Below are 25,229 nucleotides of genomic sequence, written 5' to 3' on the forward strand. Positions count from 1 at the left end.
GGGCGTATGCGGGGAAACGGCATCGGTGTTATTGTGCCGCACGCCGTCAGGCCTGACGGATGGCAGAAACAGCCGCCGAGGCGTCATGCTGCTCGACTATTCATCGCTTCTCGCGGGAACCGGGTTCTCCGCCCTGTGCCTCGCGCTGATCCTGTTCGCGAGTTCGATGGCCACCCGCCGGGACGGGTTCCTGCTGACCTATGCCGTCGCCGCCCTGATGATCGTCGGCGCGGTGATCACCTACAGCATCTATATCAGCGGTCCCGATGACACGCTGATCGTCCTGTCCTTCGGCCTCATGCTCGCCTGCATGTCGACGCTGCTGGGCGCGGCCCGCCAGTTTCGCCTCGGCGGGCCGCCGTTTCCCATCATCAGCATGGCCGCCATCAGCATACCGGTGGCCCTGCTCCCTATCGTGCTCGGCTTCAACGGCATCGGCTTCATCCTCACCAACAGCTTCGCCAGCCTGCTGCTCTGCTTTGCCGCCCTTGAGTTCTGGCGCGGGCGGGCGGAGGCGCCGATGGCGATCGCCGGCCTGTGCGTGCTCTATCTGGTGGTCGCGATCTCTTTCGCCTGCTGCGCCGGCGTCCTGCTGGCCGAAGGCAACTGGATCCTGTCGGCAGCGCCGGACAACTGGGCGGAAAAGTTCAACACCATCGCGGTCGTCGCCGCGGTGCCGAGCGTGGGCGCACTGGCACTCGCGCTGAACCAGACGCGGCTGGCGCGCCAGCATCTCCACAGCGCCATGACCGACCCGCTCACCGGCCTGCTCAACCGGCGCGCCCTGTTTGATGCGGTCGTCGACACGCCGCTCGCGGGCGACGCCGCCGTGGCGGTGTTCGACATCGACAGTTTCAAGGCGATCAACGACCAGCACGGCCACGCCACCGGAGATCGGGTCATCGTCGAATTCGCGCAGGCGATGAACCGCCACTGCGCCGGCAGCGATCTGGCGGCACGGCTCGGTGGCGAGGAATTCGCGCTGGTGCTGCGCCGGACCACCGCCGACCAGATGGTCGCGCGGGCCGATGCCATCCGCAACGACTTCGCCGCACAGATGGCCGCCACTCATGGCATCCCCTGCACGGCGAGCGCCGGCATCGCCTTCGTCGGGCCGAACGGCCATCAGTTCGAGGCGACGCTGAACGCCGCCGATGGCCTGCTCTACCAGGCCAAGCGCGAGGGACGGGACCGCACTCTGATCGCCGCCGTCCGCATCGTGTCGGACCAGAGCGTCAAGCCGTCTTCTTCACGTCCTTGATGTCGGAGAAGACGATGCCGGGCCAGCGGTCGCCGGTGTAGCCGATCATGAAGGCCGACGGGCTGAGGAACACCAGATCGCCGTCGAGGTCCTCGGCGGTGGAGAGGCGGTTGCCGGCGGCGAACTCCTCGACCCGCTTGGGATCGGCCGCCGAGACCCAGCGCGCGAGCTGGAATTCCGACATGTCGAAGCCGACCTCCAGCCCGTACTCGGCTTCCAGCCGGTTCTTCAGCACGTCGAGCTGCAGCGGGCCGACCACGCCGACCAGCGCCGGCGAACCGTCGGTCGGGCGGAACACCTGCACCACGCCTTCCTCGGCCATTTCCTGAAGCGCCTGCTTCAGCTTCTTGGCCTTCATCGCGTCGGGGAGCTTCACCCGGCGCAGGATTTCCGGCGCGAAGCTCGGCACGCCGACGAAATTGATCTCCTCGCCCTCGGTCAGCGTGTCGCCGATGCGCAGATTGCCGTGGTTGGGAATGCCCACCACATCGCCGGCATAGGCCTCTTCGGCCAGCTGGCGGTCCTGCGCGAAGAAGAATTGCGGGGTGGCGAGGCTCATCGGCTTGCCGGTGCGCACCAGCTTCGCCTTCATGCCGCGCGACATCTTCCCCGAGCACAGCCGGGCGAAGGCGATGCGGTCGCGGTGGTTGGGGTCCATGTTCGCCTGGATCTTGAACACGAAGGCCGTCATGCGCGGCTCCTCCGCCTCGACCCGGCGCTTGTCGGCATCCTGCGCGCGCGGCGGCGGGGCGAAGCGGCCGAGCCCTTCCAGGAGGTCTCCGACGCCGAAATTGCGCAGCGCCGAGCCGAAATAGACCGGCGTCAGGTGGCCTTCGAGGAAGGAATCGAGCTCGAACGGGTTGCAGCCCTCGCGCACCAGGCCGAGTTCCTCGGCAAGATCCTCGGCGTTCAGCGTGACGTTGAGCGCGGCGATCTGCGCGGCGCTCATCTCGCGCAGCGGGCCGGTCTTGCCCTCGTCGCCTTCCAGAAGCCGCACGCCGCCAGTGGCGATGTCCACCGTGCCGACGAAATCGCGCCCGCGCCCGACCGGCCACGTCATCGGCGTGGTGTCGAGCGCCAGCGTCTTCTCGATCTCGTCGAGGATCTCGAACGGGTCGCGGCTCTCGCGGTCCATCTTGTTGATGAAGGTGATGATCGGGATATCGCGCAGCCGGCACACTTCCAGCAGCTTGCGGGTGCGCGCCTCGATGCCCTTGGCGGCGTCGATCACCATCACCGCTGCATCGACCGCGGTCAGGGTGCGGTAGGTGTCTTCCGAGAAGTCCTCATGGCCCGGCGTGTCGAGCAGGTTGAAGACATGGCCGCCGAACTCGAAGGTCATCACCGAGGTCGCGACCGAAATACCGCGCTCGCGCTCGATCGCCATCCAGTCCGAACGCGTGGAACGTCGGTCCTTCTTGGCGCGCACCTGTCCGGCGAGCTGGATCGCGCCGCCGAACAGCAGCAGCTTTTCGGTCAGCGTGGTCTTGCCCGCATCCGGGTGCGAGATGATCGCGAAAGTGCGGCGCCGCGCCACTTCGAGCGCGATCGGGGAAGCGGCGGAGTTCGAGAGTGCGTTCATGCCCGCCGACATGGCAGGGAAGCGTGGCGGGTTCAAGAGGCGCGGAAGGTGCGGCCGCGCATTTCCGGCACGTGGCGAGCGGGCTCGCCATCGGCGGGCTCAGGCGGGTTTCCGGCGCGCGCGGTTCGGAGCGGGCCAATCCGGGTTGCGCCGGCCCCGCCGCTTCGGCAGGCTGGGGCTGCCCGCAGCGTGGAGAAGGAAGGCCATGACCGACGCACCGATCAAGGGGCCCGCGTCCTATTTCCCCGCCATCGAGAAGAAATATGGCCGTCCGATCGCCGAGTGGCAGCGGATCGTGCGGGCGCATCTGCCGGCCAAGCACATGGAGCTGGTGGCCATGCTGAAGAACGACCACGGGATGGGCCGTGGTCACGCCAACGCGCTGGTGGCGCACACGCTTGCGGCGAACGCGACATAGCGGACGTGTCGCACGCGCCTCCGCTCCGGCGGCGCTGCCGTCAGCCGCCGAACGCGGCCTCATAGACCTCCGGCTTGAAGCCGACGATCAGCGCGCCGTCCTTGTCCAGCACCGGGCGCTTGATCATCGAAGGCTGCGCTTCCATCAGCGCCAGCGCCTTCGCCTCGTCGATCCCCTGCCTGTCCGCCTCGGGAAGCTTGCGGAAGGTGGTGCCGGCACGGTTCAGCAGCACCTCCCAGCCGACCTTGCCGGCCCAGGCCTTCAGATGCGCGGCGTCGATGCCCGAAGCCTTGTAGTCGTGGAAGCCGTAAGCCACGCCACGGGCGTCCAGCCAGGCCCGCGCCTTCTTCATCGTGTCGCAGTTCCTGATTCCGTAGATGGTCACGGCCATGAGCACCTCCTGCCTTGCGCTGCGCGCTGTCTAGAACAAGAGCCGCGCCAGCGAAATGCCGGCGGTGACGCGCCCTCGCCTATTTCTCCGGCACCGCAGCAAGCGGGCACCAGGACGGATAGACAAAAGAACACGCCCTGTTTTCAAGGGGATGCGGCCATCTTCCGCCGCGATCGGCACGCGATGCATAGCCGGCAAGGCGCCGGTGGGCTCTATTCTCCTTGTCGCCGGTATCACTTGGCCTTATGCGGCGAGGACAGTTTTTCCCGGATAGGACAAAATGAGCCAGCGCGGCATCGCCATCATGATCGGCATCTCCACCGCGATCCTCGTCGCGGCGGCTCTCTTTCTGGCGCGCTCGATCTTCGCGCCGGTGGCCTTCGCCTTCTTCATCATCGCGCTGGTCTGGCCGCTGCAAAGCGCGCTGCAGCGCCCGCTGCCCAAGCTGCTCGCCCTGTTCATCACGCTGATCGTCACCATCGTCGTGCTGCTGGTGCTGGTCTCCATGACCGCCTGGGGCTTCGGGCGCGCGGCGCAATGGCTGGTGGCCAATGCCGCGCGGTTCCAGACGCTCTACATGCAGGGCGCGGAATGGCTGGAGGGCCATGGGCTCTATGCCGCCGGCACACTGATGGAGACCTTCAACGTCTCCTGGCTGATCCGCTTCTTCCAGAGCGTGGCGACGCGGCTGAACGGCATGGTGGGCTTTGCGGTCGTCACCTTCATCTTCGTGATGCTCGGCCTGCTGGAAATCGACGTGCTCCATCGCAAGCTGGCAAGCGGGGAAGCCGGCGCCTTCGGCCGCAAGCTGCTCGACGCCTCGCGGGAGATCGCCAGCAAGTTCCGCCGCTACATGCTGGTGCGCACCGCGATGAGCCTGCTCACCGGCCTGGCCATGTGGGGCTTCGCCGCCGCGGCGGGGCTCGACCTCGCCTTTGCCTGGGGCGTCATCGCCTTCGCGCTGAACTACATTCCGTTCATTGGCCCGCTGGTGGCGACCCTGCTGCCGACCCTGTTCGCGGTCGCGCAGTTCGAAAGCTGGCAGATGGCGATCGCGGTGTTCGCCGGGATGAACATCATCCAGTTCTTCTCCGGCTCCTATATCGAGCCGCGTATCGCCGGGCGGGCGCTGGCCATGTCGCCGTTCATCGTGCTGCTGGCGGTGTTCTTCTGGGCGTTCATGTGGGGCCTGCCCGGCGCGTTCATCGGCGTGCCGCTGGTGATCGCCCTGCTCACCGTCTGCGAGCAGAACGAGGCGAGCCGCCCGATTGCACGCCTGCTGTCCGGCCGCCCGCCGGCCGACGGCTGAACCTTCTGGAGAAAACGCGACATGCCGCTCAAGCTGCTGCACCCTGCCCGCCTGCTGCGACTGGCGAAATGGCTGATTTTCGCCGGGGTGATCATGTTCGTCACCTTCCTCGGCACGCGGGTCTGGTTCGCGCAGAGCGGCGCGCCGCTGGAGCCGTGGCACACCTATGTGCCGCGCGAGATGACCATTGCCGAACTCGACAAGGGCGACTGGGCGACCTTCCTGAAGGAAGAGGACCGCATCTTCGCCGATGTCACGCGCGAGGTGACGCAGCAGCTGCCGGAGCATGACCGCGTTCCCTCGAACCGCTATTTCACCGGCAGCGTGGTCTATCCGCCCTCCTTCGCCCATGACTGGAACCGCTCCTACACGCTGATGCCTGAGGGCGAGCCGAAGGGCGCGGTGGTGCTGCTGCACGGGCTGACGGATTCGCCCTACAGCCTGCGCCACCTCGCGCAGCGCTACGCCGGCGACGGCTTCGCCGTGGTGGCGCCTCGCATGCCGGGCCACGGCACCGTGCCCGCCGGCCTGACCGAGGCGGAATGGGAGGACTGGCTCGCCGCCACACGGCTCGCCATGCGCGAGGCGCGGCGCCTCGCCGGGCCGCAGGGCAAGCTGCACATTGTCGGCTTCTCCAATGGCGGGGCGCTGGCGCTGAAATACGCGCTCGACGCGCTGGACGATCCCGCGCTCACCCGCCCGGACCGGCTGGTGCTGATCTCGCCGATGATCGGCATCACGCGCTTTGCCCGCTTCGCCGGGCTCGCTGGCCTTCCCGCCTTCCTGCCTGCCTTCGCCAAGGCGGCGTGGCTCTCGGTGATACCGGAGTTCAACCCGTTCAAATACAACTCGTTTCCGGTCAATGGCGCGCGCCAGTCGCACCGGCTGACGCAGGCGCTGCAAGCCTCGATCGCCGCGCACGCGGCGAATGGCACGCTCGGCGAGCTTCCGCCGGCCCTCACCTTCCAGTCGGTGATGGACTTCACCGTCTCGACCCGCGCGATCCTGACCGCGTTCTATAACCGCCTGCCGGACAATGGCAGCGAGCTGGTGCTGTTCGATCTCAACCGCAACACCAAGCTCGGCCCGCTTCTGGCCACCACCACCTCCCCGGCGGCACTGGCGCGCACGCTGCCGCCGCTGCCGCGCCGTTTCCGTACCGTGATCATCACCAATATCGACCCGGATACCGGCGAAGTGCTGGAGCGCGTCACCGAGGCGGGCGCCACCCAGACCACCGAGCGCCCGCTCGGCCTGTTCTACCCGCCGGACGTGTTCTCGCTGTCGCATGTCGCCCTGCCCTTCCCGTCGAGCGACGGGCTGTACGGGACGGACCCCTCCGACGCGCCGGACGAGGATTTCGGGCTGCAACTGGGGGCGATGGCGGTGCGGGGCGAGCGCGGGGCGCTGATCGTCGCCATGGACGCGCTCTCGCGCATGTCGTCGAACCCGTTCTTCCCCTATGTCCAGCAGCGGGTCGACGAGGGCATCGCCGCCACGCTCAAGGCGCCGGCCCCCTGAGAGGCATCCGGACCGGCCAATGAAAACGGCCGCGCCTCCCGGGGAGGACGCGGCCGTCTTGTCATCTGTCCCGGCGCGGCGCGCCAGAGATCTTGCCTAACCCCGCGCGGGGGGATCTTGCCGGATCAGCAGCGCACCGCGACGCGGTTGCCCCAGCGGTCGCGGGTCCAGCACTCGCGCGGCGAGGTCGCCGCACCGACCACCGCGCCGGTGGCCGCGCCGACGCCCGCGCCAATGGCCGCGCCCGTGCCGCCGCCGGCAATACCGCCGATGATGGCGCCCGCGCCGCCGCCGATCAGCGCGCCGGTGCCGGCGCGGCGTTCCGTCGTGGTGCAGCCGGCAACCCCCAGCGCGACCAGCGAAATAACGGCAATCTTCTTGATCATTCGGTTCACTCCCTAACATCACCCGTCACGGGTGCATTGCTTCCGCCGCGGCGCGCCCTCCGTCGCAAGCGTGTCAGTCGACCCCTCTCAGGCGGTGGCGGGGGCTTCCTTCGGCGTGTCCTTCATGGTCGCGACGTAAAGCGCGGGCAGGAAGATCAGCGTCAGCACGGTGGCGACCAGCAGGCCGCCCATGATCGCGAAGGCCATCGGTCCCCAGAACACGGTCGGCGCGATCGGGATCATGCCGAGCACGGTGGAGACCGCGGTCAGCATGATCGGCGTGAAGCGGGCGCAGGAGGCCGCGGTCACCGCGTCGCGCACATTCTTGCCGTCGGCACGCTCGGCCTCGATCTGGCCGATCAGGATCACCGCGTTCTTGATGATCATGCCGATCAGCGCCAGCACGCCGAGGATGGCGACGAAGCCGAGCGGACGGTTCGACAGCAGCAGCGCCATCACCACGCCGATCAGCCCCAGCGGCGCCACGCTGATGACCAGGAAGGTCAGCGAGAAGCGCTTGAGCTGGAACATAAGCACAGTGAACATGATGAGGATCATCACCGGCACCACCGCCATCACGGAGCCGAGCGCCTCCGCGCTATCCTCTACCGTGCCGCCGACCTCGATGCGGTAGCCGAAGGGCAGCGTCTTCGACAGTTCCTCGATCTTCGGCGTGAGCTGCCGCACCACCGTCTCGGGCAGATAGCCGTCAGCGATGTCTGTCATCACGGTCAGTGTCGGCAGCCGGTCGCGACGCCATACCAGCGGGTATGTCTGCTCATAATCGAAGGTCGCGAACTGCGAGAGCGGCACGGTGCGCCCTCCCGGTAGCGGCACCTGAAGCGTGCGCAGCGTGTCGAGCGAAACGCGCTGCTCGTCGGTGGCACGCAGCACCACGTCGACGAGATATATGTCGTCGCGCACCTGCGTTACCGGCGCGCCGGAAATCACCGTGTTCAGTACCGAGCCGATCGCTTCTGTGGAGAGGCCCAGCAACCGCGCCTGATCCTGATCGACGCGGATGCGGATCTCACGTGCCGGTTCGATCCAGTCATAACTGACCATACGGGTCAGCGGATCGGAAGCCAGGACCTCGGCGAGCTTCAGCGCGATGTCACGCACCTGCCCAAGCTCCGGCCCGGCCACGCGGTACTGAATCGGCCAACCCACCGGGGGCCCGAGTTCCAGCGGCGAGACACGGCTGACCACGTTCGGGAAGTCGTTCGCCAGAACCTTTTCAAGCTTCGCCCGCAAGCGGTCGCGTGCCGCAACGTCCTTGGCCACCACCACGGCCTGCCCGAAGAAGTCGTTCGGCAATTGCGCGTTGAGCGGCAGGTAGAAGCGGATCGCGCCGCGGCCGACATAGGCGCTCCAATGCTCGACATCCTTGTCGTCGCGCAGCACGTCGTCGAGCCGCTTCATCGCGGTCTCGGTGGCGTAGATCGAGGAATTCTGCGGCAGGCTGAGATCCACCAGCAGTTCCGGCCGATCGGAAGACGGGAAGAACTGGCGCGGGATCAGCGGCATCAGCAGCACCGCGCCGACGAACAGCGCCAGCGTCACGCCCACCGTCACCCAGCGCGCGGTGAGCGCGGCGGAGAGGAAGCCGCGATAGATGCGCATCACCCGGCCCGGCTCGCCGCCGGCATTCTTCGGGGCTTTGAGGATCACCATGCCGATCAGCGGCGCGAACAGCACCGCCACCAGCCACGACACCAGCAGCGCGATGCTCACCACCGCGAACAGCGTGAAGGTGTACTCGCCCGCCGAGGAGGCGGCGAAGCCCACCGGGACGAAGCCGGCAATGGTCACCAGCGTGCCCGCCAGCATGGCGAAGGCATAGGTCTTGAAGGCGTAGACCGCCGCCACTTCCTTCTTCTCGCCCAGTGCCAGCCGGCTCAGCGTGGCGTCAGTCGTGGTCATGGCGTCGTCGACCATCAGCGCCAGCGCGATGATCAGCGCGCCCAGCGAGATGCGCTGCATGTCGATATTAGTCAGCCACATGATGGCGAACACCGCCGCCAGCGTCAGCGGGATGGTGAGCGCCACCATCAGCCCTGCGCGCACGCCGAGCGCGATGAAGCTCACCACCAGGATGATCGCGATGGCCTGCCACAGCGATTCCATGAACTCGGCAATGGCGCCCTGCACCGTCACCGCCTGATCGGCCACCAGATGCGGCTCGATGCCGATCGGCAGGTCGGCGGTGATGATGCGCATCGCCTCGTCGATATTGCGCCCGAGCGTGAGGATGTCGCCGCCGTCGCGCATGGCGATGGCGAGGCCGATGCCCGGCTGGCCGTTGACGCGGAACAAGGGCTGCGGCGGATCGACAAAGCCGCGCCGCACCGTCGCGATGTCGGACAGGCGCAGCATCCGCCCGTCGACCGCGAAATTGATGTTGGCGATGTCCTGCTCCGAGCCGAAGGCGCCGGAAACCTCGATGGCGAGCTTCTCGTCGCCGGTCTGGATGGTGCCGGCCGGCTGCACCACGTTCTGCGCCCGCAGCGCATCGACCAGAGCGGCGCGGTTGATGCCGAGGCTGGCGAGTTCGCGCATCGAGAATTCGACGAAGATCTGCTCGTCCTGCGCGCCGAGGATCTCGACCTTGGCGACATCCGGCACATGCAGCAGCTTTGAGCGCACGCCCTCCACATAGTCGCGCAACTCGCGATGGGTGAAGCCGTCGGCGGTGAAGCCGTAGATCAGGCCGAACGTATCGCCGAACTCGTCGTTGAAGCCCGGCCCGATCACCCCGCGCGGCAGGGTGTGGGCCATGTCGCCGACGCTCTTGCGCACATGGTACCAGGTGTCCTTCACCTCCTGCGCGGAGGCGGCACCATCGAGATTCACGAAGATCGTGGTGACGCCGGGCCGGGTATAGCTGCGCAGGCTGTCGAGATGCGGGGTTTCCTGCAGCGTGCGCTCGATGCGCTCGGTGACCTGCTGCAGCGTGTCCTCGACGCTGGCGCCGGGCCACGCGGCCTGCACCACCATGGTCTTGATGATGAAGGACGGGTCTTCGGCGCGGCCGAGCCGCGTATAGGCGAACAGCCCAGCCCCGACCACGGCCAGCATGAAGAAGATGACCAGCGAGCGCTCGCGAACCGCCCATTCAGAGAGATTGAAACGCATCACGCCCCCGAACCCAGCAGGCGGACCTTCTGGCCGGGATAGAGCGCCTGAACGCCCGCGCTCACCACCACGTCGCCCTCGGCGAGGCCGGAGGCGATGGCGACGGTCGCCGGGTTGAAGCGCAGCACCTCGACATTGCGCAGCGAAACGGTGGAGGTGGCGGGATCGACCACCCACACCGCCGGCGCATTGTTGAAGGCGGTGAGCGAAGAGGCCGGCACCTCGATGGTCGGGGTGCTGTCGAGTTCGACCGCGCCGTTGACGGTGGAGCCGAGCAGCATGGCGGCCGGCGGATTGTCGAGCCCGACACGCACGCGGAAGGTGCGGGTGACCGGATCGGCCTGCGGCGCCACCTCGCGCACCCGCCCGGTGGCGGTCATGGACGGCTGGTCGGCCAGCGACACCCTGATGATCGGGCTGGCGGGCACGCTGCGCAGCAATTGCGCCGGCACGTCGAACACCGCGTCGCGTCCACCCTGCCGGGCAAGCTGGAGGATCATCTGCCCCGCCTGCACCACCTCGCCCGGCTCGGCGCCGCGCGCGGTCACGACGCCGGGGGCGTCGGCTGTCAGTTCGGTGTAGCTGACATTGTCCTCGGCGATCTTGAGCTGGGCCTCGGCGCTCTCGACCTGCGACTGCGCCGCCAGCATGCCCTGCCGTGCGTCGTCATAGATCGCGCGGGTGGTGAAGCCGTTGCCAAGCAGGCGCTCCTGCCGGTCGAAATGATTGCTGGCCTGCACCAGCTGGCCCTCGGCGGCGGTGAGCGCGGCGCGGGCGGAGCGCAGGCCGTTCTGCGCGTTCTGGGGGTCGAGGCGCGCGACCACCTGCCCGGCGGTCACCCGGTCGCCGACATTGGCGAGACGCTCGATCATCCGCCCGGAAACCCGGAACGCCAGCGCCGCCTCGTCCTCGGCCTCGACGGTGCCGGTGAGCGTGGCGACGTTGCCGCCAGTGCCCTTCTCCACCGTCACCACCCGGACCGGGCGGACCTGCGGCGCCTCGGCCTCGCTCTCCGGCGAGCAGGCGCCGAGCAGCAGCGCGGCGGCGGCGGCCAGCGCGACCAGGGGGCGGGGGGCATTGCGGTGATGGATCATCGGCATCCTGCGGTTCTTCATACTCACGATCGACCCATCCGATCTCGGCTGGCGGGGACAGGCAACGCCCCATCATCGCACATGACGACAGGCGCCCGGTCCGCGCAGCGGGGCGGTATCCTGCGGCCAAGTAGTCATCGCATCAACGACAGTTACAAGTCTCTCTTTCGAACCCACCCACGAGGCGGGGTGGCGCGGAGGCGGGATCAGGTATCATACTGCCCCTCCCGGCTCGAGCGCCGCGGCAGTCTGGCTGGAAAAAGGCTGGGGACGGCGCCCTTCGTCCATCGCTGCGACTTCCGGACATCAGCCTGCGGAAAAAAGTACCCGGGCGCGGCCCGGCGACACCGTGATACGGCCCCGCGTCCCAGATTGGGACGCAGGTGCAAGGCGCCGGGCGGCATGCGCGGCCGGGCGGGCCGGAGCGGCGCGGCGAATCAGAACTTTCAGGGGCTTGCGGGCGCGGAGGGCTTCATGAGGCGCGTATTGCGCGGCTCGCACCATGGCACCATAAGTGAGGCCTCGGCACAATGTGGAAGGCGGCGTGGCTCGCGGCAGGACAGAAGAGCGCTACCGGCTCGCCAGCGTTGCCTTTCGGGCGGCGATGTTCCTGTGCGTCTGGCTCGCGCTCACCGGCGGGCGCCGCGCGGACCTGCCGGCGGGCGTGCTGACCGCGCTTGCAGCGACCTGGGCGAGCCTGCGCCTACAGCCGCCCATGGCCACGCGGCTCAACCTCGCGGCGCTGGCGCGGCTCGCGCTGCGCTTCCTGTGGGGCTCGCTGGTCGCGGGCGTCGATGTCGCCCGCCGCGCGCTCTCCCCGCGCCTGGCGCTGCGCCCCGGCCTGCTGTTCTATTCCGTGCGCCTGCCGCACGGCCCGGCGCGCGATGCGTTCCGTGCGATCATGAGTCTCCAGCCCGGCACGCTGCCGACCGAGGACGAGGCGCGCGACGGCTTCCTCATCCATTGCCTCGACACCGACGCGGATGTGCTGGCGGTCTTCGCGGCGGAAGAGGCGGCGTTCGCACGCGCCGCCGGGATCACGCTGCCATCGAGGACACCTATGCCCGGGAGGCGCTCCGATGGCTGAATTCCTGCTCGGCGCCGCCATGCTGGTCGCGCTGATGATGACGCTGGGCATGCTGGCGCTGCTGCGCGGCCCGGCGCCGGTGGACCGGATGATGGCGGCGCAGCTTCTCGGCTCCTCCGGCGCGGCGATCTGCCTGCTGGCGGCGACCGCCGCCGACGCGCCGGCGATCGTCGACGTCGCGCTGGTGCTCACTTTGCTCGCCGCCTTCGCCGCCGCCACCATGAGCCTGAAATCCGGCCGGCTCGCCTCGCGAAGCCTGCGGACGCCCGGCAAGCGGGAGGGCGCGCCATGAGCCTCCTCGCCGACCTGTTCACCATTCTGGCGGTGAGCGCGGGCGTGTTCTTCTTTTTCGCCGGCACGGTCGGGCTGCTGCGCTTTCCCGACACGCTGACCCGGCTGCACGCCCTGACCAAGGCCGACAATCTCGGGCTCGGGCTCGTGGTGCTCGGCCTGCTGCCGCAGCTTGGCAGCGTGCTGGCCGGGCTGAAGCTGGTGTTCATCTGGGTGCTGGTGCAGATCGCCAGCGCCGGCGCCAGCCAGCTCCTCGCCGGGCTCGCCAAGCGCCAGCCGGAGGAAACGCGCGAGGAGGCGCCATGAGCGAGCCTTTCGCCCTGCTGCTGACGCTGCTGGTGCTGCTCACCGCCGGCTGGATCGTCACGGTGCGCGAGCGCCGGGCGGCGGTGTTCGGCTTCATCGCCTATGGGCTGCTGCTGGCGCTGGTGTGGATAAGGCTGGCCGCCGTCGACGTGGCGCTGACGGAAGCCGCCATCGGGGGCGGGGCGACCGGCGTGCTGCTGCTGCGGGTATCGGCCCGGCTCGGCTCGATCCGTGGCATGAGCGCCCCGCCGGGCCTTGCGACGCGCTGGATCGCCGGCGTGCTGTGCGCCGGGGTGAGCCTCGCCCTGATGGCGCTGGTGCTCGCCTTGCCCGATCCCGCGCCCTCGCTCGCCGCCGCCGCCATGGAGCCGATTGGCCGTACCGGCCTCGGCAATCCGGTCACCGCCGTGCTGCTGGCCTATCGCGCGCTCGACACCTTCCTTGAGATCATCGTGCTGCTGCTGGCGCTGATCGGGGTGTGGTCTCTGGGCGCGGACCGGTTCTGGGGCGGGGAGCCGGCGGCGTGGCGCACCGGGCCGCCCTCCCCGGCGCTGGTGTTCCTCGCCCGCGTGCTGCCGCCCTTCGGCATCGTCATCGCGGGCTACCTGTTCTGGATCGGGGCGGACGAGCCGGGCGGCAAATTTCAGGCGAGCACCATCCTTGCCGCCATGTGGCTGCTGGCGATGATGGCGGGCCTCGCCCCGCCACCGCGCACCGGGGCGCGCGGCCTGCGCGCCGCGCTGGTCGCCGGGCCGCTGGTGTTCCTCGCCATCGGCTTCGCCGGCCTCTGGTGGGCCGACGGCTTCCTCGCCTACCCCGACGCCTTCGCCAAGCCGTTGATCATCCTGATCGAGGCGGCGCTAGCGGTCTCCATCGTGGCGGCGCTGGCGCTGATGGTGGCGGGGCCGGCGGAAAGGCTGCCGCGCCGATGACGCCCCTCGTCTCTGCCGCCACCCTGTTCGGGCTGTGCGCCTCCGGCATGGTGGGCATCGGGCTCTATGGGCTGATCGTGCTGCCCGACGCCCTGCGCAAGCTGCTGGCCTTCAACATTCTCGGCAGCGGCGTGTTCATCCTGTTCGGCGTGATCGGCCGGCGCGGCGCGGCGGCGGGGCTGGACGGCGATCCGGTGCCGCAGGCCATCGTCATCACCGGCATCGTCGTCGCCTTCTCCGCCACGGCGCTCGCGGCGACACTGCTGCTGAAGATCTCGGATGCCGAGAACGAGCCCGAAGACGGCGGGAAGGACGAGCCATGATGCCCGTTCCGGTCAACGATGCGGCCAGCCTCCTCCTCGTGCTCGCGGTGCTGCTGCCGATCCTCGGCCTGTGCGCCATGCTCGGCCTGCGCGGCCTGCATCCCGAGCGCGTCGCCCGCGTCGCGGTGCCGCTCGGCGTCGCGCTGGCGGTGGCGGTCCTCGTCGAGGTGTGGACCGGCGGACAGGCGCTGCACTACACGCTGGGCGACTGGGAGCCCCCGCTCGGGCTGAGGCTGCGGGCGGACGGGCTGTCGGCGGTGATGCTGGTGCTCTCCGCCGTGATCATCCTTGCCGCGGCGCTGTTCTCGCAGCGCCAGTTCCGCACGCCGGAGGGCATCGCCGGCGACACGCGGGCGCCCTTCACCTTCTGGTCGATGCTGATGGCGATGTGGAGCGCGCTCAACCTCGTCTTTCTCGGCGAGGACCTGTTCAATTTCTTCGTGGCGCTGGAGCTGCTCACCTTCAGCGCGGTGACGCTGGTGTGCCTCGACGGGCGCACGGCGACGCTGCACGCGGCGCTGCGCTACCTGCTGTTCGCCCTGCTCGGCTCGGTGCTCTATCTGCTCGGCGTGGCGCTGATCTATGGCCGCTATGGCGTGCTCGACATCGGGCTGCTGCACGAACTGGTGCAGGCCGATCCGGTGACGCTGGCGGCGGTGGCGATGATGACGGTGGGGTTGATGGCCAAGGCCTCGCTGTTTCCGCTGCATCTGTGGCTGCCGCCCGCCCATGCCGGCGCGCCACCGGCCGCGAGCGCGGTGCTCTCCGCGCTGGTGGTGAAGGCGCCGTTCTTCCTCATCCTGCGGCTGTGGTTCGACCTGCTGCCGCCGCTGCCGAGCCCGCTGGCGGGGCAGTTGCTGGCGGCGCTGGGCGCGGGGGCGATCCTTTTGTGCTCGCTCGTCGCGCTGCGGCAGGCGCGGCTGAAGCTGCTGATCGCCTATTCCACGGTGGCGCAGATCGGCTACCTGTTCCTGATGTTCCCGCTGGCGGCGGGTCCGCTCGCCTTCTGGGAGACCATCGGCTGGACCGGCGGCGTGCTGCAACTGGTCTCGCACGCCTTCGCCAAGGCCGCGATGTTCCTCGCCGCCGGGCTGATCGCCGAGACGCTTGGCCATGACCGGATCGGCGAGTTCGCCGGGCTCGCGCGGCGCCTGCCGGTGGCCGTCGCCGCCTTCGCGCTGGCGGGGCTGTCGCTGATGGGCCTGCCGCCGAGCGGGGGCTTCAATGCCAAGCTGCTGCTGCTGAGCGCCGCGGCGGCGAGCGGGCAATGGTGGATCGCCGCCGTGATCCTTGCCGGCGGCATGCTGGCGGCGGGCTATGTGTTCCGCGTGCTCGGCGCGGCGATGGCGGACGGACCCGCGGGCGAGGCCGGCGGCCCGCCCTCCCCGCTCGCCCGGCAACTCGTGGTGCTGGCGCTCGCCCTGGTGGCGGTGGCGCTCGGCTTCGTGCCGCTCCAGCCCTTCGCTTTGCTCGGCATCGGTCGCGAGGTCTTGCCATGAGCGGGAGCCTGAACCTCGCCGGGCTCCTGCTCGCCGCCGCGCCGGGCCTGCCGCTGGCGCTGCTGGCGAGCGCATTGTGGCGCGGGCCTCGCGCGCGGCTGATGAGGCTGCTGCCCTTCGCGCCGCTGCCGGCATTGCTCGCCGCGCTGCTGGCGCCCGGGGGCGCGCTGGTGCTGGCGCCCGATCCGCTGCGGCTGACGCTGGCGCTGGACCTGCCCGGCGCCATGCTGCTGGGCGGAGCCGCGCTGCTGTGGAGCCTCGCCGGCCTCTATGCCGCGAGCTACATGGCCAGGGATGCCCGCCGCACCGGCTTCGCTGCCTGGTGGCTGGCGACCATGGCCGGCAGCCTCGCGCTGTTCCTGGTGGCGGACCTTGCCAGCTTCTACCTCGCCTTCTCGCTGGCGAGCCTTGCCGCCTATGGCCTCGTCGCCCATGAGCGCACGCCCGCCGCCGGCCGCGCGGCGACCCTCTACATGGTGCTGGCGCTGCTTGGCGAAGCCTTCCTGCTGCTGGCCTTCGTCATGCTGGCGACCGGGGAAGCGGCCGGCAACCCGATGATCGCGGAAGCCGTGGCGCGGCTGCCGACCTCGCCCTGGCGCGGGGCGATCCTCACCCTGCTCATTCTCGGCTTCGCCCTGAAAATGGGATTGGTGCCGCTGCATGTCTGGATGCCGCTTGCCCACCCTGTCGCGCCGATGCCAGCCTCGGCGGCGCTCAGCGGCATCATCGTCAAGGCGGGCGTGATCGGGTTGATCCGCTTCCTGCCTTTCGAGGCGGGGCTGGAGACCGCCGGGACGGTGCTGGTCGCGCTCGGCCTGTTCACCGCTTTCTATGCGGTCGCGGTCGGGGTGACGCAGCACCACCCCAAGGTGGTGCTCGCCTATTCCACCGTCAGCCAGATGGGGGTGATCGCGGCGGTGCTCGGCGCCGGGCTCGCGCTCGGCGACACGCGGACCGGCACGCTCGCCGCCTATTACGCGCTGCACCACCTGCTGGTGAAAGGCGCGCTGTTCCTCGGGGTCGGGGTGGCGGCGGGGCGCGCCCTGCCGTGGCAGCGGGCGATCATGGCGCTGCTGGCGCTCAGCCTCGCCGGCCTGCCCTTCACCAGCGGCATGCTGGCGAAATATGCGGTGAAGGACCTGTTCGGCGACGGCTTTGCCCTGCTGCTGGTCACGCTCTCGGCGACGGGAAGCACGCTGCTGATGCTGCATTTCCTGCGTCGCCTCGCCCGTGCGCCGGATGCCAAGCCGGCGGGCACCGCCCTGCTCGCCCCCTGGCTCGCGGTGGCGGCAAGTTCGCTCGTGGCGCTCTGGGTGCTGTTTCCGGTGGCGAGCGGCGCCGGCTATGGCGCGCTGATCGCTCCTTCCGCGCTCTGGAAGGCCGCGTGGCCCATGCTGCTCGGCGCCGCGCTGTACCTGCCGCTTCGGCGTCTGGGTGGCCGGCTGCCGCGCATTCCGGAAGGCGATGCCGTGGTTCTCGGCGAGGCGCTGGTGCCCTTGGCACGGCAGGCGAGTGCCGGCGCCGAGCGGCTCGACGAGCTGATCCGGCGCTGGCCGGTGGCGGGGGCGCTGCTGGTTCTGGTGATCCTCCTGCTTGGTGCCGCGCTGCAACTCTCCGCGGGAATCGGACCCCTCCGGGCCGGGTGAGAGGTCGCAATGCTTGAGGGACAGGCGCGGAGCCTGTAACGAGAGGGGCGGCGACGTGCCGTCGGGCAGGCTTGTTCAGACCAGGGTAGCGTCAAGGTGTTGCACGCCGGACCACAATGCACAGCGGGGAGCGCCCGGCGCTGGACCCGCGCCGTCGCGGCAGCCGTGCTGTGCCTGGCCGTGGCCGCCTGTGCGGGCCGGCCGAATGGCGTGCTCGGCCCCGTGGCGCAGACCAACCCCGACGCCACCGAAGTCAACATGCTGGTCGCGACCACCCGCGCGCCGTCGGACGACCCGAACGTACGCTACACCGGCGAGCGCGGCTCCGGCGTCTCGCTCTCGGCCTTCGATATCTCGATCCCCCCGGACGCGAACCGGCAGATCGGTCAGGTGCAATGGCCGCGCAGCCTGCCGGCGAACCCGATGACCGATTTCGCCACCATCGCGGTCAAGCCGCTGGACGGCAAGAACGCCGCGCGCTCCTGGCTGCGCGAGCACCTGCCGCCGAGCAAGCGCGTGATGATCTTCGTGCACGGCTTCAACAACCGTTTCGAGGATGCGGTCTACCGCTTCGCCCAGATCACCCATGATTCCGGGGCCGAGGTGGCGCCGGTGCTGTTCACCTGGCCCTCGCGGGCGCGGGTGTTCGACTATCTGTTCGACCGCGAAAGCACGATCTTCTCGCGCGACGCCTTCGAGCAGGTGGTGTGGGAGGTCGCGAACGACCCGGACGTCAAGGACGTGACGATCATGGCCCATTCCATGGGCGCGTGGCTCGCCATGGAAGGGCTGCGCCAGATGGCGATCCGGCGCGGCAGCCTGCCGAAGAAGATCACCAACGTCATCCTCGCCTCGCCCGATGTCGACGTCGACGTGTTCACCACCCAGTGGATGGCGCTGAACCGGCCGTCCGCGCGCTTCACCCTCTTCGTCTCGCAGAATGACCGGGCGCTTCAGGTCTCGCGGCGCATCGCCGGCAATGTCGAGCGTCTCGGCCAGATCAACGCCGACGACCATTATGCCGAACTGACCAAGGCCGGCATCTTCGTGGTCGACCTGACCAGGGTCCGCACCGACGAGACGCTGAATCACGGCGTCTTCGCCTCCTCGCCGGAGGTGGTGCAACTCATCGGCACACGGCTGGTGAACGGGCAGACCGTGACCGACTCGGAGGTGAGCCTCGGCGACCGCATCGGCGCGGCGGCGATGGGCGTCGGCCAGACGGTCGGCAGCGCGGCGGGCCTTGCCATCAGCGCGCCGATCGCGGTGTTCGACCCGAAGACGCGGCGCAGCTATGAGGGCCAGATGCAGCAGCTCGGCCGCTCGGTGAACGAGACCGTGAGCGAGCCCGGCACGCAGCCCTGACGAGTGCGCGCTTCTGAATATGACGAAGGCCGGGAGGACATCCCGGCCTTGTTACTCGGCGGCGTGATCCGGCGCCGGTCAGCGCTGGCGCACCCAGCGGCCGGGCTCATAGACCCACTGGCCACGGCGCAGCACCCAGCGCGGCCCGGCATAGACGAAGCCGCGACGGTTTTCCTCCCAATGGCCGGACTGCCATACCCAGCCGGGGCCGCGGCGCCAGTTCCAATGGCCGGGCACCCAGGTATAGCCCCGGCGCGCCGGGGGGCGCGGCTCGCGGCGCGGCGGCGGCGGAGCGCCGCGCGGGCCGTAATATTGCGCCTCGGCCTCGCTGGAGAGGCCGGCCGCCAGCGGAATGGCAGCGGCGGAGAACAGGGCCTTGAGCAGGGAGCGGCGGGACAGCATCGGCGGTGTCTCTCAGGTCACGGGGACGGTCAGCGGGCCAGGAAGCCGATGATGGCGGCGTTGGCGATATCGATGAAGAAGGCGGACACCAGCGGCAAAATGATGAAGGCCCGCGCGGCCGCGCCATGCGCCTTGGTCACCGCCGTCATGTTGGCGATGGCGGTCGGCGTGGCGCCGAGCGAGATGCCGGTGAAGCCGGCGGAGATGACCGCCGCCTCGTAGTTCTTCCCCATGGTCGGGAACACCACGAAGATGATGTAGGCCACCGCCGCCACGGTCTGGATCGCCAGCACGATGACCAGCGCGATGCCGAGCCCGCCCAGCGTCCAGAGCTGCATGCTCATCAGCGACATCGCCAGGAACACGTTCAGCGACAGGTCGGAGACCAGCGCCAGCGCGCGGGTGCGCGTCGGCCAGACCATGCGCGGGAACAGGCGCGGCACGGTATTGGTCAGCACGATGCCGACCAGCAGGCACACCACGAACATCGGCAGCTTGATCGGCAGCCTCTCGATCAGCCCTTCCAGCACGAAGGCGATCAGGATGGTGACGTTCAGCACGAGGACCGTGCGCAGCAGGGCGACATGGCTCATGTCGTCACGCTGGCGGTCCTCCAGCCGGTCGGGAAGGCCGACCACCGCATCCTCGGCGCGCGGGCCCTTGAGCTGATGGCGCTTGAGCAGGAAACTGGCGATCGGGCCGCCGACAAGGCTCGCCACCACAAGGCCGAGCGTCGCCACCGCGATGCCGACTTCGAGCGCGTTGGCGATCCCGAAGCGCTGGGAAATCAGCGGCGCCCAGGCAATGGTGGTGCCGTGGCCGCCGATCAGCGAGGCCGAGCCAAGGAACACGGTCAGCCCCTGCGGCAGGCCGAGCACCGCCACGCTGGTCGCGGCAATGAAGTTCTGCAGCACCAGATAGACCAGTGTCAGCACAAGCAGCACCAGAAGCGGACGGCCGCCGGAAATCAGGTCGTCCAGCTTGGCGTTGAGGCCGATGCCGGTGAAGAAATACAGCAGCAGCATGTCGCGCGCTTCCAGCGCGAAGCTGATCTCGACGTCGAAGAACTCATAGGCGATCAGCGTCACCAGCGCCGCGAGCATGCCACCCGTCACCGCCTCGGGGATGTTGAAGCGCCGCAGCGGCTCGATCGCCCGATTGAGGCCGGCACCGGCGAAGAACACCAGGATGGCGATGGTGAAACTCAGCAGGCCCGGCGTCTGAATGCTGGTCATGGTCTCTCGCATTGGTCGATCGTCTGAAGGGTGGAGCGGCGCCGGAGGCTCAGAACGACCCGACGGCGGAGCCGACCATGATCACCGCCACCAGCGCGACGATCGCGCCGACAATGCCCACCATGACGATATCGAAATAGCTCTGTTTGTGCGTTGTGCCGCATACCGCGAGCAAAGTCACCACGGCACCATTATGCGGCAGGCTGTCCAGCGTGCCGGAGCCGATCACCGCCACGCGGTGCAGGAGTGCAGGATCGAGGCCGATCTCGGCGGCGATCTTCATGTAGGTCGGGCCGAGCGAGTCGAGCGCGATGGTCAGGCCGCCGGAGGCCGAACCGGTGAGCGCGGCGAGGATGTTGGTCGCGATGGCGAGCGACACCAGCGGCCCGCCCTCGATGCCCAGCACCCATTGCCGCACCAGCTCGAAGGCCGGCAGCGCGGCCACCACCGCGCCGAAGCCGACCAGGCTCGCCACCGAGAAGATCGGCAGCACCGACGCATTGGCGCCGGCATCGATGGTCGAGCGCTTCGAGGGCAGGCGCCGCCAGTTGATGGCGAGCGCGGTGAGGATCGCCGCCAGCAGCGCGGTCGCCACCGACCACACGCCGCCCACGGCCGAGAGCGAGATGCCGCCCCAGCGCTCCTCGGCAAGGAACGAAACGTCCATGGCCGGCAGGATCAGCATCGACATCAGCAGATTGACCACCACCACCACGATGAGCGGCAGGGCGGCGAGCACGATCGGCGGCTCGGAAAAGGCGTGCATGCCGTTATGGATTTCCGCCGGGTCGAACTCGTGGGCGGTGGTCGCCCGCTCGCGCACGATCGGATCGTCCGCCGCCGCGTCCACCGGCGCCGGCACGTCGTCGCCGAAGCCCTCGCCGGCAAGGCGCGCCTTCGCTTCCACGCGCCTCAGCCACCACAGGCCGAAGGCCAGCATGATGACGGAGGCCATGATGCCGAGCCCGGGCGCCGCGAAAGGCGTGGTGCCGAAGAACGGCATGGGGATCGCGTTCTGGATCGACGGCGTGCCCGGCAGGGCGGACATGGTGAAGGTCGAGGTGCCGAGCGCGATAGCAGCCGGCATCAGCCGGCGCGGAATGTTCGCGGCGCGGAACAGAGCGAGCCCCATCGGCGCCAGCACGAAGAAGGCGACGAACAGGCTGACGCCGCCATAGGTCACCAGCGCACCGGCCAGCACTACTGCGAGCACGGCGCGCTCGGTGCCGAGCTTCTCGGTCATGTAGCGGGCGATGGTGGTCACCGAACCGCTGTCGTCCATGATCTTGCCGAACAGCGCGCCGAGCAGGAACAGCGGGAAGAACTGCGCGACGAAGCGCGCGGCGCTCTCCATGAAGGTCTGGGTCCAGCTCGCCAGCAGCGGCTCGCCGGCGAAGGCGGCGGCCACCAGCGCGCCGATCGGCGCCAGCAGCAATACGCTCCAGCCGCGAAAGGCGAAGAAGATCAGAAGGCCGAGACCGGCAAGGATGCCGAGAAGCCCGAGCGCGTTGCCCTCCATCTGCTCACACCCCCTCGATGAGTTGATCGATGTCGAGCGTCGAGCGCTTGCCGATGTCGTCGCCGTGCTTGCTGAGGAACTTGGAAGCCGCGTCGCGCCCCTCGCGGTGGAGCATGTCGAGGAAGTCCTGCTCGGCATTGAGCTTGGACGAATAGCCCAGCGAACCCATCACCTTGTTGTGCACCATATGGATGCGCATCTTGGCCCAGAGCGCGCCCTCGGTGTGGCCGGGATCGGCGACCTGGCGCATGAGCGCCATCATGCGCAGCTCCTTCAGCAGCACGGCATTGAACGAGACCTCGTTCAGCCGGCTGAGAATGTCGCGCGCCGTGTCGGGCACCCCATCGCGCTCGATCGGGTTGATCGGGATGAGGATGGTGTCGTCGGAATCCAGCTCGCGCACCAGCGGCGTCATGGTCGGGTTGCCGGCATAGCCGCCATCCCAATAGCTCTCGCCATCGATCTCGATCGCCTGGAACATGGTCGGCAGGCAGGCGGAGGCCAACAGCACGTCCGGCGTGATGTCGCCGTTGCGAAACACCTTGCCCCGCCCGGTGCGCACGCTGGTGGCGGTAATGAAGAGGCGGATCGGCGAGAGCTTCAGCGCCTCGAAGTCGATCAGTTCCTCAAGGATGGAGCGCAGCGGATTGGAGCCGCCGGGATTGAGATCATAGGGCGAATAGAGCCGGGAAATCAGGTCCATCGCCACGAAGACGGGCGAGGAATCCAGCGTCCATCGCCCGAGCATGCGGTCCACCGGCCCGCGCTGGAACGGGCTGTAGCGCGCGGCCTCCGACACCTTGGTCCAGAAGCTGCGCAGCGCCTCGCGCGCGCCTTCCGCCCCGCCTCGGGTGAAGCCGTGGGCGAGCACGGCCGCGTTCATGGCGCCGGCCGAGGTGCCGGAGATGCCGTCGATCTTCAGCCACGGTTCCTCAAGGAAACGGTCCAGCACGCCCCAGGTGAAGGCGCCATGGGAGCCGCCGCCCTGGAGGGCGAGGTCGACGAGGACCGGCGTGCGGTCCGTCATCTCCGCCGCGGCCTCTCCCGCCTCTGCCGCTGGCGCGGCGGTTGCCTTGTCCGGGGACGGCGAAGCGGGGCGGAAGGCGGCGGGCTTGGGTGTCGACATGTCGTCCCTTCAGGGTGAGGTCGCGCGCAGGGTACCCATATAGGTGCGAGTACCACCAGCCGACTCCAACGAAAATAAGACATAGGTGCAGCCCAGGCCGGATTTGGTGCCTGAGGCGGCGCCCGGATTTGCCCTGCGTCCCGAGGCTTTGCTTCAGGTCCTCGCCCGCTGGCGCCGATCCGGCCCGCCGCGGGGGGATCGCCATCACGTGACCTGCAATCCACGCCGCCATGGTGTATGATAAGCTGGTCAGCCGGGCGGCCAAAGACCCGGTACATGCCCGGGAGCAACGCCATGCACCGCCCAGATTTTCATTTGCCGGACATCCATCTGCCGCATCTGCCGGAAATCCGCCGTCCCCTGCGCCTCGCCTGGCCGATCGCGCTGGCAGCCTTGTGCCTCGCCTCCACCGCCGCCGCCGCGCAGGAGGCGGGCGCCGACGCCACCTGGCTGTCGCTGCGCCCCGACGTGTTCGGCGAGCGCACCATCGAGGCCCAGAGCCCGCTGGTGCGGCTGACGGCCCCCAAGCGCGCCGAGGACGCGGCCATGGTGCCGATCGACGTCGAGGTGATGCTGCCGGCGGGCGACCCACGCACCATCGCCAAGCTGACCCTGATCGTGGACGAGAACCCGGCCCCGGTCGCCGCCACCTTCACCTTCGGCGGCGCGCGCCACGATATCGCCCTCGGCACGCGGCTGCGGGTCAACAGCTACAGCTATGTCCGCGCCATCGCCGAGACCAGCGACGGCGGGCTGCACATGGCGGAAAGCTATGTGAAGGCGTCCGGCGGCTGTTCCGCCCCGGCGATGAAGGACGAGGAAGCGGCGCTGAAGAATATCGGCCAGATGAAGCTGCGCGTGGCCAATGACGGCCAGACGGGCGACGCCACTCAGGCGAACCGCGTCTCGCGCATCCAGCTCATGATCCGCCACCCCAACTATTCCGGCCTGCAGATCGACCCGATCACGCGGCTCTACACGCCCGCCATGTTCGTCGACGACATCGTGGTGAAGCAGGGCGAGGAGCTGGTGTTTTCGATGCAGGGCGGCATCTCGCTGAGCGAGGATCCGGCGATCCGCTTTTCCTACGAGCCTACCGGCGGCGCGCTTCAGGTCGAGGCCGCCGACACTGAGGGCCGCAAGTTCGAGGGCGAACTCAAGCCGGCGGGTTGAGGCCTGCGCGCCGTCATCCCGGACGGCGGCAGGCCGATCCGGGAGCCCGCCTCAGCGAAAGCAGGTGAACTCGGCTTCGGCCTGCGCGCGGCGCAGGTCCGCCACGATGTCGCGGAACATCGCCGTGTTGCGGAACAGTTCCGAGGACTGCCCCGCCACCTGCCCGACCGACAGGATGGTCTCGGCCTCGACATATTTCTCATAGGGCAGGATGGTGGCGATGGTGTCGATCGAGCAGGAGCATTTCTCCAGCGCCTGCCGGGTCTGCCCGTTCGCCGCCATGCAGCCGAACACGTAATCGGCGCGGGCGACGGTGGGGTAATCATTGATCAGGCCCGCCGCCGCTCCCTGCGCCGGGTTCATGCTTTGGCCGGTGATCGGACCTGCCGGCCCGGCCACGGTGTTCGCCCCGCCCTGCGCGCGCAGCGAAGCGCCCGGCAGCGCCGCGAGCGGCGCGGCGCACAGGGCGAGAAGGACGAGGCGCCTGAAGAACGGGTTCATTTGGGCGCTCCCTCTTTCGCCGCCGTCGCGGCAGGGCCGGTGCCGGTCAGCGTCAGGCTGGTCTCGATCAGGTTGCCGCTGCCATCGGCCTTGGGCGTCACCACGGTGATGGAATAAAGCCCGCCGGGAATCGCCTCTGAGAACAGGAATTCGTAGCGCCGGCCCGCCAGCTCCAGCAGCTTGTCCTTGTTGGGATCGTCGGCGAAGGGCGTCATGGTCAGCTTCCAGCCCTCGACGGCGCGGCCGTCGAAATCGATCCGCGCCGGCTCGACCTTGCCGGTCGCGATGTGGTCGCGGACCCGGTTGCGCAGGTAGAACGGGCTGCCCTTGGACAGCTGCGCCATCTCCTTGACGTCACGCTCCAGCAGGATCAGCGAGACCGGGTTGCCGTTCAGCGTCGGGAACGGTCCGGCCTCGGCATGACGCTCGCCGCGGGTGATGTCGACCTCGGCGACGCGCCGGGCGGGATCGCTCGGCTCGGCGGTGACGTTCATCGCCAGCGTCTCGTCGAAGCTCTCGCCGAGCTTCGCTTCGTCGGTCTTGTGGTGATAGGCGTAATCGATGCGCGTACCCGGCGCGACATTCGACAGATAGGGCGTATCGAAGAACAGTTTCGTGGCGGACGGGTCCGCAATCGCGGAGCCGCCGGCGAGCAATAGGGCACAGAGCCCGAAAGCGAGCGATTTCATGGACGGGTCATCTCTCCCTGCTCGGCCGGCTGTTTTTA

The 25,229-nt window shown here is 68.9% G+C and carries 24 protein-coding genes; 13 read left to right on the forward strand and 11 right to left on the reverse strand.

The window, feature by feature from the left end; all coding sequences use genetic code 11:
- Nucleotides 1-85 precede the first annotated feature (85 nt).
- Complete coding sequence (locus MKI84_RS14665) at nt 86-1,261, forward strand: GGDEF domain-containing protein (protein WP_241620675.1); 1,176 nt, start codon at nt 86-88, stop codon at nt 1,259-1,261.
- Here the strand turns inward: MKI84_RS14665 and MKI84_RS14670 are convergent.
- Entirely contained in the window at nt 1,236-2,855 is a 1,620-nt protein-coding gene (locus MKI84_RS14670) for a peptide chain release factor 3 (protein WP_342593641.1), read from the reverse strand. The genes MKI84_RS14665 and MKI84_RS14670 overlap by 26 nt on opposite strands.
- Nucleotides 2,856-3,048: 193 nt before the next feature.
- Between MKI84_RS14670 and MKI84_RS14675 the strand changes: the two genes are divergently transcribed.
- On the forward strand, nt 3,049-3,261 hold the full coding sequence (locus MKI84_RS14675) for a DUF4287 domain-containing protein (protein WP_241620679.1): 213 nt from the start codon (nt 3,049-3,051) through the stop codon (nt 3,259-3,261).
- 40 nt (nt 3,262-3,301) lie between these two features.
- On the opposite strand, the gene MKI84_RS14680 is transcribed toward MKI84_RS14675, so the two are convergent.
- On the reverse strand, nt 3,302-3,652 hold the full coding sequence (locus MKI84_RS14680; protein ID WP_241620681.1) for an ArsC family reductase: 351 nt from the start codon (nt 3,650-3,652) through the stop codon (nt 3,302-3,304).
- Between the two features lie 280 nt (nt 3,653-3,932).
- Here MKI84_RS14680 and MKI84_RS14685 point away from each other — a divergent pair, with 280 nt between their 5' ends.
- Both MKI84_RS14685 and MKI84_RS14690 read left to right on the forward strand, forming a co-directional pair.
- Nucleotides 3,933-4,961: an AI-2E family transporter gene (locus MKI84_RS14685; RefSeq protein ID WP_241620682.1), complete on the forward strand. Its 1,029-nt coding sequence runs from the start codon at nt 3,933-3,935 to the stop codon at nt 4,959-4,961.
- Nucleotides 4,962-4,982: 21 nt separating this feature from the next.
- A complete protein-coding gene (locus MKI84_RS14690; protein ID WP_241620683.1) occupies nt 4,983-6,482 on the forward strand; it encodes an alpha/beta hydrolase in 1,500 nt (499 codons plus the stop codon).
- Nucleotides 6,483-6,607: 125 nt separating this feature from the next.
- Here the strand turns inward: MKI84_RS14690 and MKI84_RS14695 are convergent, their stop codons facing one another.
- From MKI84_RS14695 to MKI84_RS14705, 3 genes are all read right to left on the reverse strand, one after another.
- Nucleotides 6,608-6,868, reverse strand: a complete 261-nt coding sequence (locus MKI84_RS14695) for a glycine zipper domain-containing protein (protein ID WP_245404798.1) — start codon at nt 6,866-6,868, stop codon at nt 6,608-6,610.
- An 87-nt stretch (nt 6,869-6,955) separates the two neighbouring features.
- Nucleotides 6,956-10,003: an efflux RND transporter permease subunit gene (locus MKI84_RS14700; RefSeq protein WP_241620915.1), complete on the reverse strand. Its 3,048-nt coding sequence runs from the start codon at nt 10,001-10,003 to the stop codon at nt 6,956-6,958.
- A complete protein-coding gene (locus MKI84_RS14705) occupies nt 10,003-11,118 on the reverse strand; it encodes an efflux RND transporter periplasmic adaptor subunit (RefSeq protein ID WP_241620917.1) in 1,116 nt (371 codons plus the stop codon). Before MKI84_RS14705 ends, MKI84_RS14700 begins: the two co-directional genes overlap by 1 nt.
- A 523-nt stretch (nt 11,119-11,641) precedes the next feature.
- Here MKI84_RS14705 and MKI84_RS14710 point away from each other — a divergent pair.
- From MKI84_RS14710 to MKI84_RS14745, 8 genes are all read left to right on the forward strand, one after another.
- Nucleotides 11,642-12,184: a Na+/H+ antiporter subunit E gene (locus tag MKI84_RS14710; RefSeq protein ID WP_241620684.1), complete on the forward strand. Its 543-nt coding sequence runs from the start codon at nt 11,642-11,644 to the stop codon at nt 12,182-12,184.
- Nucleotides 12,177-12,476 (forward strand): MrpF/PhaF family protein, encoded by a 300-nt coding sequence (locus MKI84_RS14715; RefSeq protein WP_241620685.1) that lies wholly within the window; start codon nt 12,177-12,179, stop codon nt 12,474-12,476. Before MKI84_RS14710 ends, MKI84_RS14715 begins: the two co-directional genes overlap by 8 nt.
- Nucleotides 12,473-12,781: a monovalent cation/H(+) antiporter subunit G gene (locus tag MKI84_RS14720; protein ID WP_241620686.1), complete on the forward strand. Its 309-nt coding sequence runs from the start codon at nt 12,473-12,475 to the stop codon at nt 12,779-12,781. Before MKI84_RS14715 ends, MKI84_RS14720 begins: the two co-directional genes overlap by 4 nt.
- Nucleotides 12,778-13,713, forward strand: a complete 936-nt coding sequence (locus tag MKI84_RS14725; RefSeq protein ID WP_241620688.1) for a hydrogenase subunit MbhD domain-containing protein — start codon at nt 12,778-12,780, stop codon at nt 13,711-13,713. Before MKI84_RS14720 ends, MKI84_RS14725 begins: the two co-directional genes overlap by 4 nt.
- The gene (locus MKI84_RS14730; protein WP_241620690.1) at nt 13,710-14,036 is read left to right on the forward strand and encodes an NADH-quinone oxidoreductase subunit K; all 327 of its coding nucleotides are present in this window, start codon (nt 13,710-13,712) and stop codon (nt 14,034-14,036) included. The genes MKI84_RS14725 and MKI84_RS14730 overlap by 4 nt, the downstream gene beginning before the upstream one ends.
- Entirely contained in the window at nt 14,033-15,535 is a 1,503-nt protein-coding gene (locus tag MKI84_RS14735; RefSeq protein ID WP_241620692.1) for a complex I subunit 5 family protein, read from the forward strand. Before MKI84_RS14730 ends, MKI84_RS14735 begins: the two co-directional genes overlap by 4 nt.
- Nucleotides 15,532-17,181: a complex I subunit 5 family protein gene (locus MKI84_RS14740; RefSeq protein ID WP_241620693.1), complete on the forward strand. Its 1,650-nt coding sequence runs from the start codon at nt 15,532-15,534 to the stop codon at nt 17,179-17,181. Before MKI84_RS14735 ends, MKI84_RS14740 begins: the two co-directional genes overlap by 4 nt.
- A gap of 165 nt (nt 17,182-17,346) precedes the next feature.
- Complete coding sequence (locus tag MKI84_RS14745; protein ID WP_241620695.1) at nt 17,347-18,546, forward strand: alpha/beta hydrolase; 1,200 nt, start codon at nt 17,347-17,349, stop codon at nt 18,544-18,546.
- 78 nt (nt 18,547-18,624) lie between these two features.
- Here MKI84_RS14745 and MKI84_RS14750 read toward each other — a convergent pair whose 3' ends face one another.
- From MKI84_RS14750 to MKI84_RS14765, 4 genes are read right to left on the reverse strand one after another with little or no spacing between them, the layout of a single operon-like run.
- Nucleotides 18,625-18,948 carry a hypothetical protein gene (locus MKI84_RS14750; protein ID WP_241620697.1) on the reverse strand — a complete coding sequence of 108 codons (324 nt, stop codon included), beginning with the start codon at nt 18,946-18,948 and terminating at the stop codon, nt 18,625-18,627.
- A gap of 29 nt (nt 18,949-18,977) precedes the next feature.
- On the reverse strand, nt 18,978-20,183 hold the full coding sequence (gene gltS, locus MKI84_RS14755) for a sodium/glutamate symporter (protein WP_241620699.1): 1,206 nt from the start codon (nt 20,181-20,183) through the stop codon (nt 18,978-18,980).
- Nucleotides 20,184-20,232: 49 nt separating this feature from the next.
- On the reverse strand, nt 20,233-21,702 hold the full coding sequence (locus tag MKI84_RS14760) for a GntP family permease (RefSeq protein ID WP_241620700.1): 1,470 nt from the start codon (nt 21,700-21,702) through the stop codon (nt 20,233-20,235).
- 4 nt (nt 21,703-21,706) lie between these two features.
- A complete protein-coding gene (locus tag MKI84_RS14765) occupies nt 21,707-22,729 on the reverse strand; it encodes a patatin-like phospholipase family protein (protein ID WP_241620919.1) in 1,023 nt (340 codons plus the stop codon).
- 393 nt (nt 22,730-23,122) lie between these two features.
- On the opposite strand from MKI84_RS14765, the gene MKI84_RS14770 reads away from it, so the two are divergent.
- Nucleotides 23,123-24,001 (forward strand): quinoprotein dehydrogenase-associated SoxYZ-like carrier, encoded by an 879-nt coding sequence (locus MKI84_RS14770; protein ID WP_241620702.1) that lies wholly within the window; start codon nt 23,123-23,125, stop codon nt 23,999-24,001.
- Between the two features lie 51 nt (nt 24,002-24,052).
- On the opposite strand, the gene MKI84_RS14775 is transcribed toward MKI84_RS14770, so the two are convergent.
- Nucleotides 24,053-24,364 carry a hypothetical protein gene (locus MKI84_RS14775; RefSeq protein ID WP_241620921.1) on the reverse strand — a complete coding sequence of 104 codons (312 nt, stop codon included), beginning with the start codon at nt 24,362-24,364 and terminating at the stop codon, nt 24,053-24,055.
- 134 nt (nt 24,365-24,498) lie between these two features.
- On the reverse strand, nt 24,499-25,191 hold the full coding sequence (locus MKI84_RS14780; protein ID WP_241620704.1) for a hypothetical protein: 693 nt from the start codon (nt 25,189-25,191) through the stop codon (nt 24,499-24,501).
- Between the last annotated feature and the right edge of the window lie 38 nt (nt 25,192-25,229).

Origin of the sequence: Ancylobacter gelatini (assembly GCF_022601675.1) — a bacterium.
Taxonomy (GTDB): Bacteria; Pseudomonadota; Alphaproteobacteria; order Rhizobiales; family Xanthobacteraceae; genus Ancylobacter; species Ancylobacter gelatini.

Coding starts and splice junctions, on each gene's coding strand:
- MKI84_RS14665 (WP_241620675.1), top strand. CDS start 86: ATGCTGCTCGACTATTCATCGCTTCTCGCGGGAACCGGGTTCTCCGCC.
- MKI84_RS14670 (WP_342593641.1), bottom strand. CDS start 2,855: ATGTCGGCGGGCATGAACGCACTCTCGAACTCCGCCGCTTCCCCGATC.
- MKI84_RS14675 (WP_241620679.1), top strand. CDS start 3,049: ATGACCGACGCACCGATCAAGGGGCCCGCGTCCTATTTCCCCGCCATC.
- MKI84_RS14680 (WP_241620681.1), bottom strand. CDS start 3,652: ATGGCCGTGACCATCTACGGAATCAGGAACTGCGACACGATGAAGAAG.
- MKI84_RS14685 (WP_241620682.1), top strand. CDS start 3,933: ATGAGCCAGCGCGGCATCGCCATCATGATCGGCATCTCCACCGCGATC.
- MKI84_RS14690 (WP_241620683.1), top strand. CDS start 4,983: ATGCCGCTCAAGCTGCTGCACCCTGCCCGCCTGCTGCGACTGGCGAAA.
- MKI84_RS14695 (WP_245404798.1), bottom strand. CDS start 6,868: ATGATCAAGAAGATTGCCGTTATTTCGCTGGTCGCGCTGGGGGTTGCC.
- MKI84_RS14700 (WP_241620915.1), bottom strand. CDS start 10,003: ATGCGTTTCAATCTCTCTGAATGGGCGGTTCGCGAGCGCTCGCTGGTC.
- MKI84_RS14705 (WP_241620917.1), bottom strand. CDS start 11,118: ATGAAGAACCGCAGGATGCCGATGATCCATCACCGCAATGCCCCCCGC.
- MKI84_RS14715 (WP_241620685.1), top strand. CDS start 12,177: ATGGCTGAATTCCTGCTCGGCGCCGCCATGCTGGTCGCGCTGATGATG.
- MKI84_RS14720 (WP_241620686.1), top strand. CDS start 12,473: ATGAGCCTCCTCGCCGACCTGTTCACCATTCTGGCGGTGAGCGCGGGC.
- MKI84_RS14725 (WP_241620688.1), top strand. CDS start 12,778: ATGAGCGAGCCTTTCGCCCTGCTGCTGACGCTGCTGGTGCTGCTCACC.
- MKI84_RS14730 (WP_241620690.1), top strand. CDS start 13,710: ATGACGCCCCTCGTCTCTGCCGCCACCCTGTTCGGGCTGTGCGCCTCC.
- MKI84_RS14735 (WP_241620692.1), top strand. CDS start 14,033: ATGATGCCCGTTCCGGTCAACGATGCGGCCAGCCTCCTCCTCGTGCTC.
- MKI84_RS14740 (WP_241620693.1), top strand. CDS start 15,532: ATGAGCGGGAGCCTGAACCTCGCCGGGCTCCTGCTCGCCGCCGCGCCG.
- MKI84_RS14750 (WP_241620697.1), bottom strand. CDS start 18,948: ATGCTGTCCCGCCGCTCCCTGCTCAAGGCCCTGTTCTCCGCCGCTGCC.
- gltS (WP_241620699.1), bottom strand. CDS start 20,183: ATGACCAGCATTCAGACGCCGGGCCTGCTGAGTTTCACCATCGCCATC.
- MKI84_RS14760 (WP_241620700.1), bottom strand. CDS start 21,702: ATGGAGGGCAACGCGCTCGGGCTTCTCGGCATCCTTGCCGGTCTCGGC.
- MKI84_RS14765 (WP_241620919.1), bottom strand. CDS start 22,729: ATGACGGACCGCACGCCGGTCCTCGTCGACCTCGCCCTCCAGGGCGGC.
- MKI84_RS14770 (WP_241620702.1), top strand. CDS start 23,123: ATGCACCGCCCAGATTTTCATTTGCCGGACATCCATCTGCCGCATCTG.
- MKI84_RS14775 (WP_241620921.1), bottom strand. CDS start 24,364: ATGAACCCGGCGCAGGGAGCGGCGGCGGGCCTGATCAATGATTACCCC.
- MKI84_RS14780 (WP_241620704.1), bottom strand. CDS start 25,191: ATGAAATCGCTCGCTTTCGGGCTCTGTGCCCTATTGCTCGCCGGCGGC.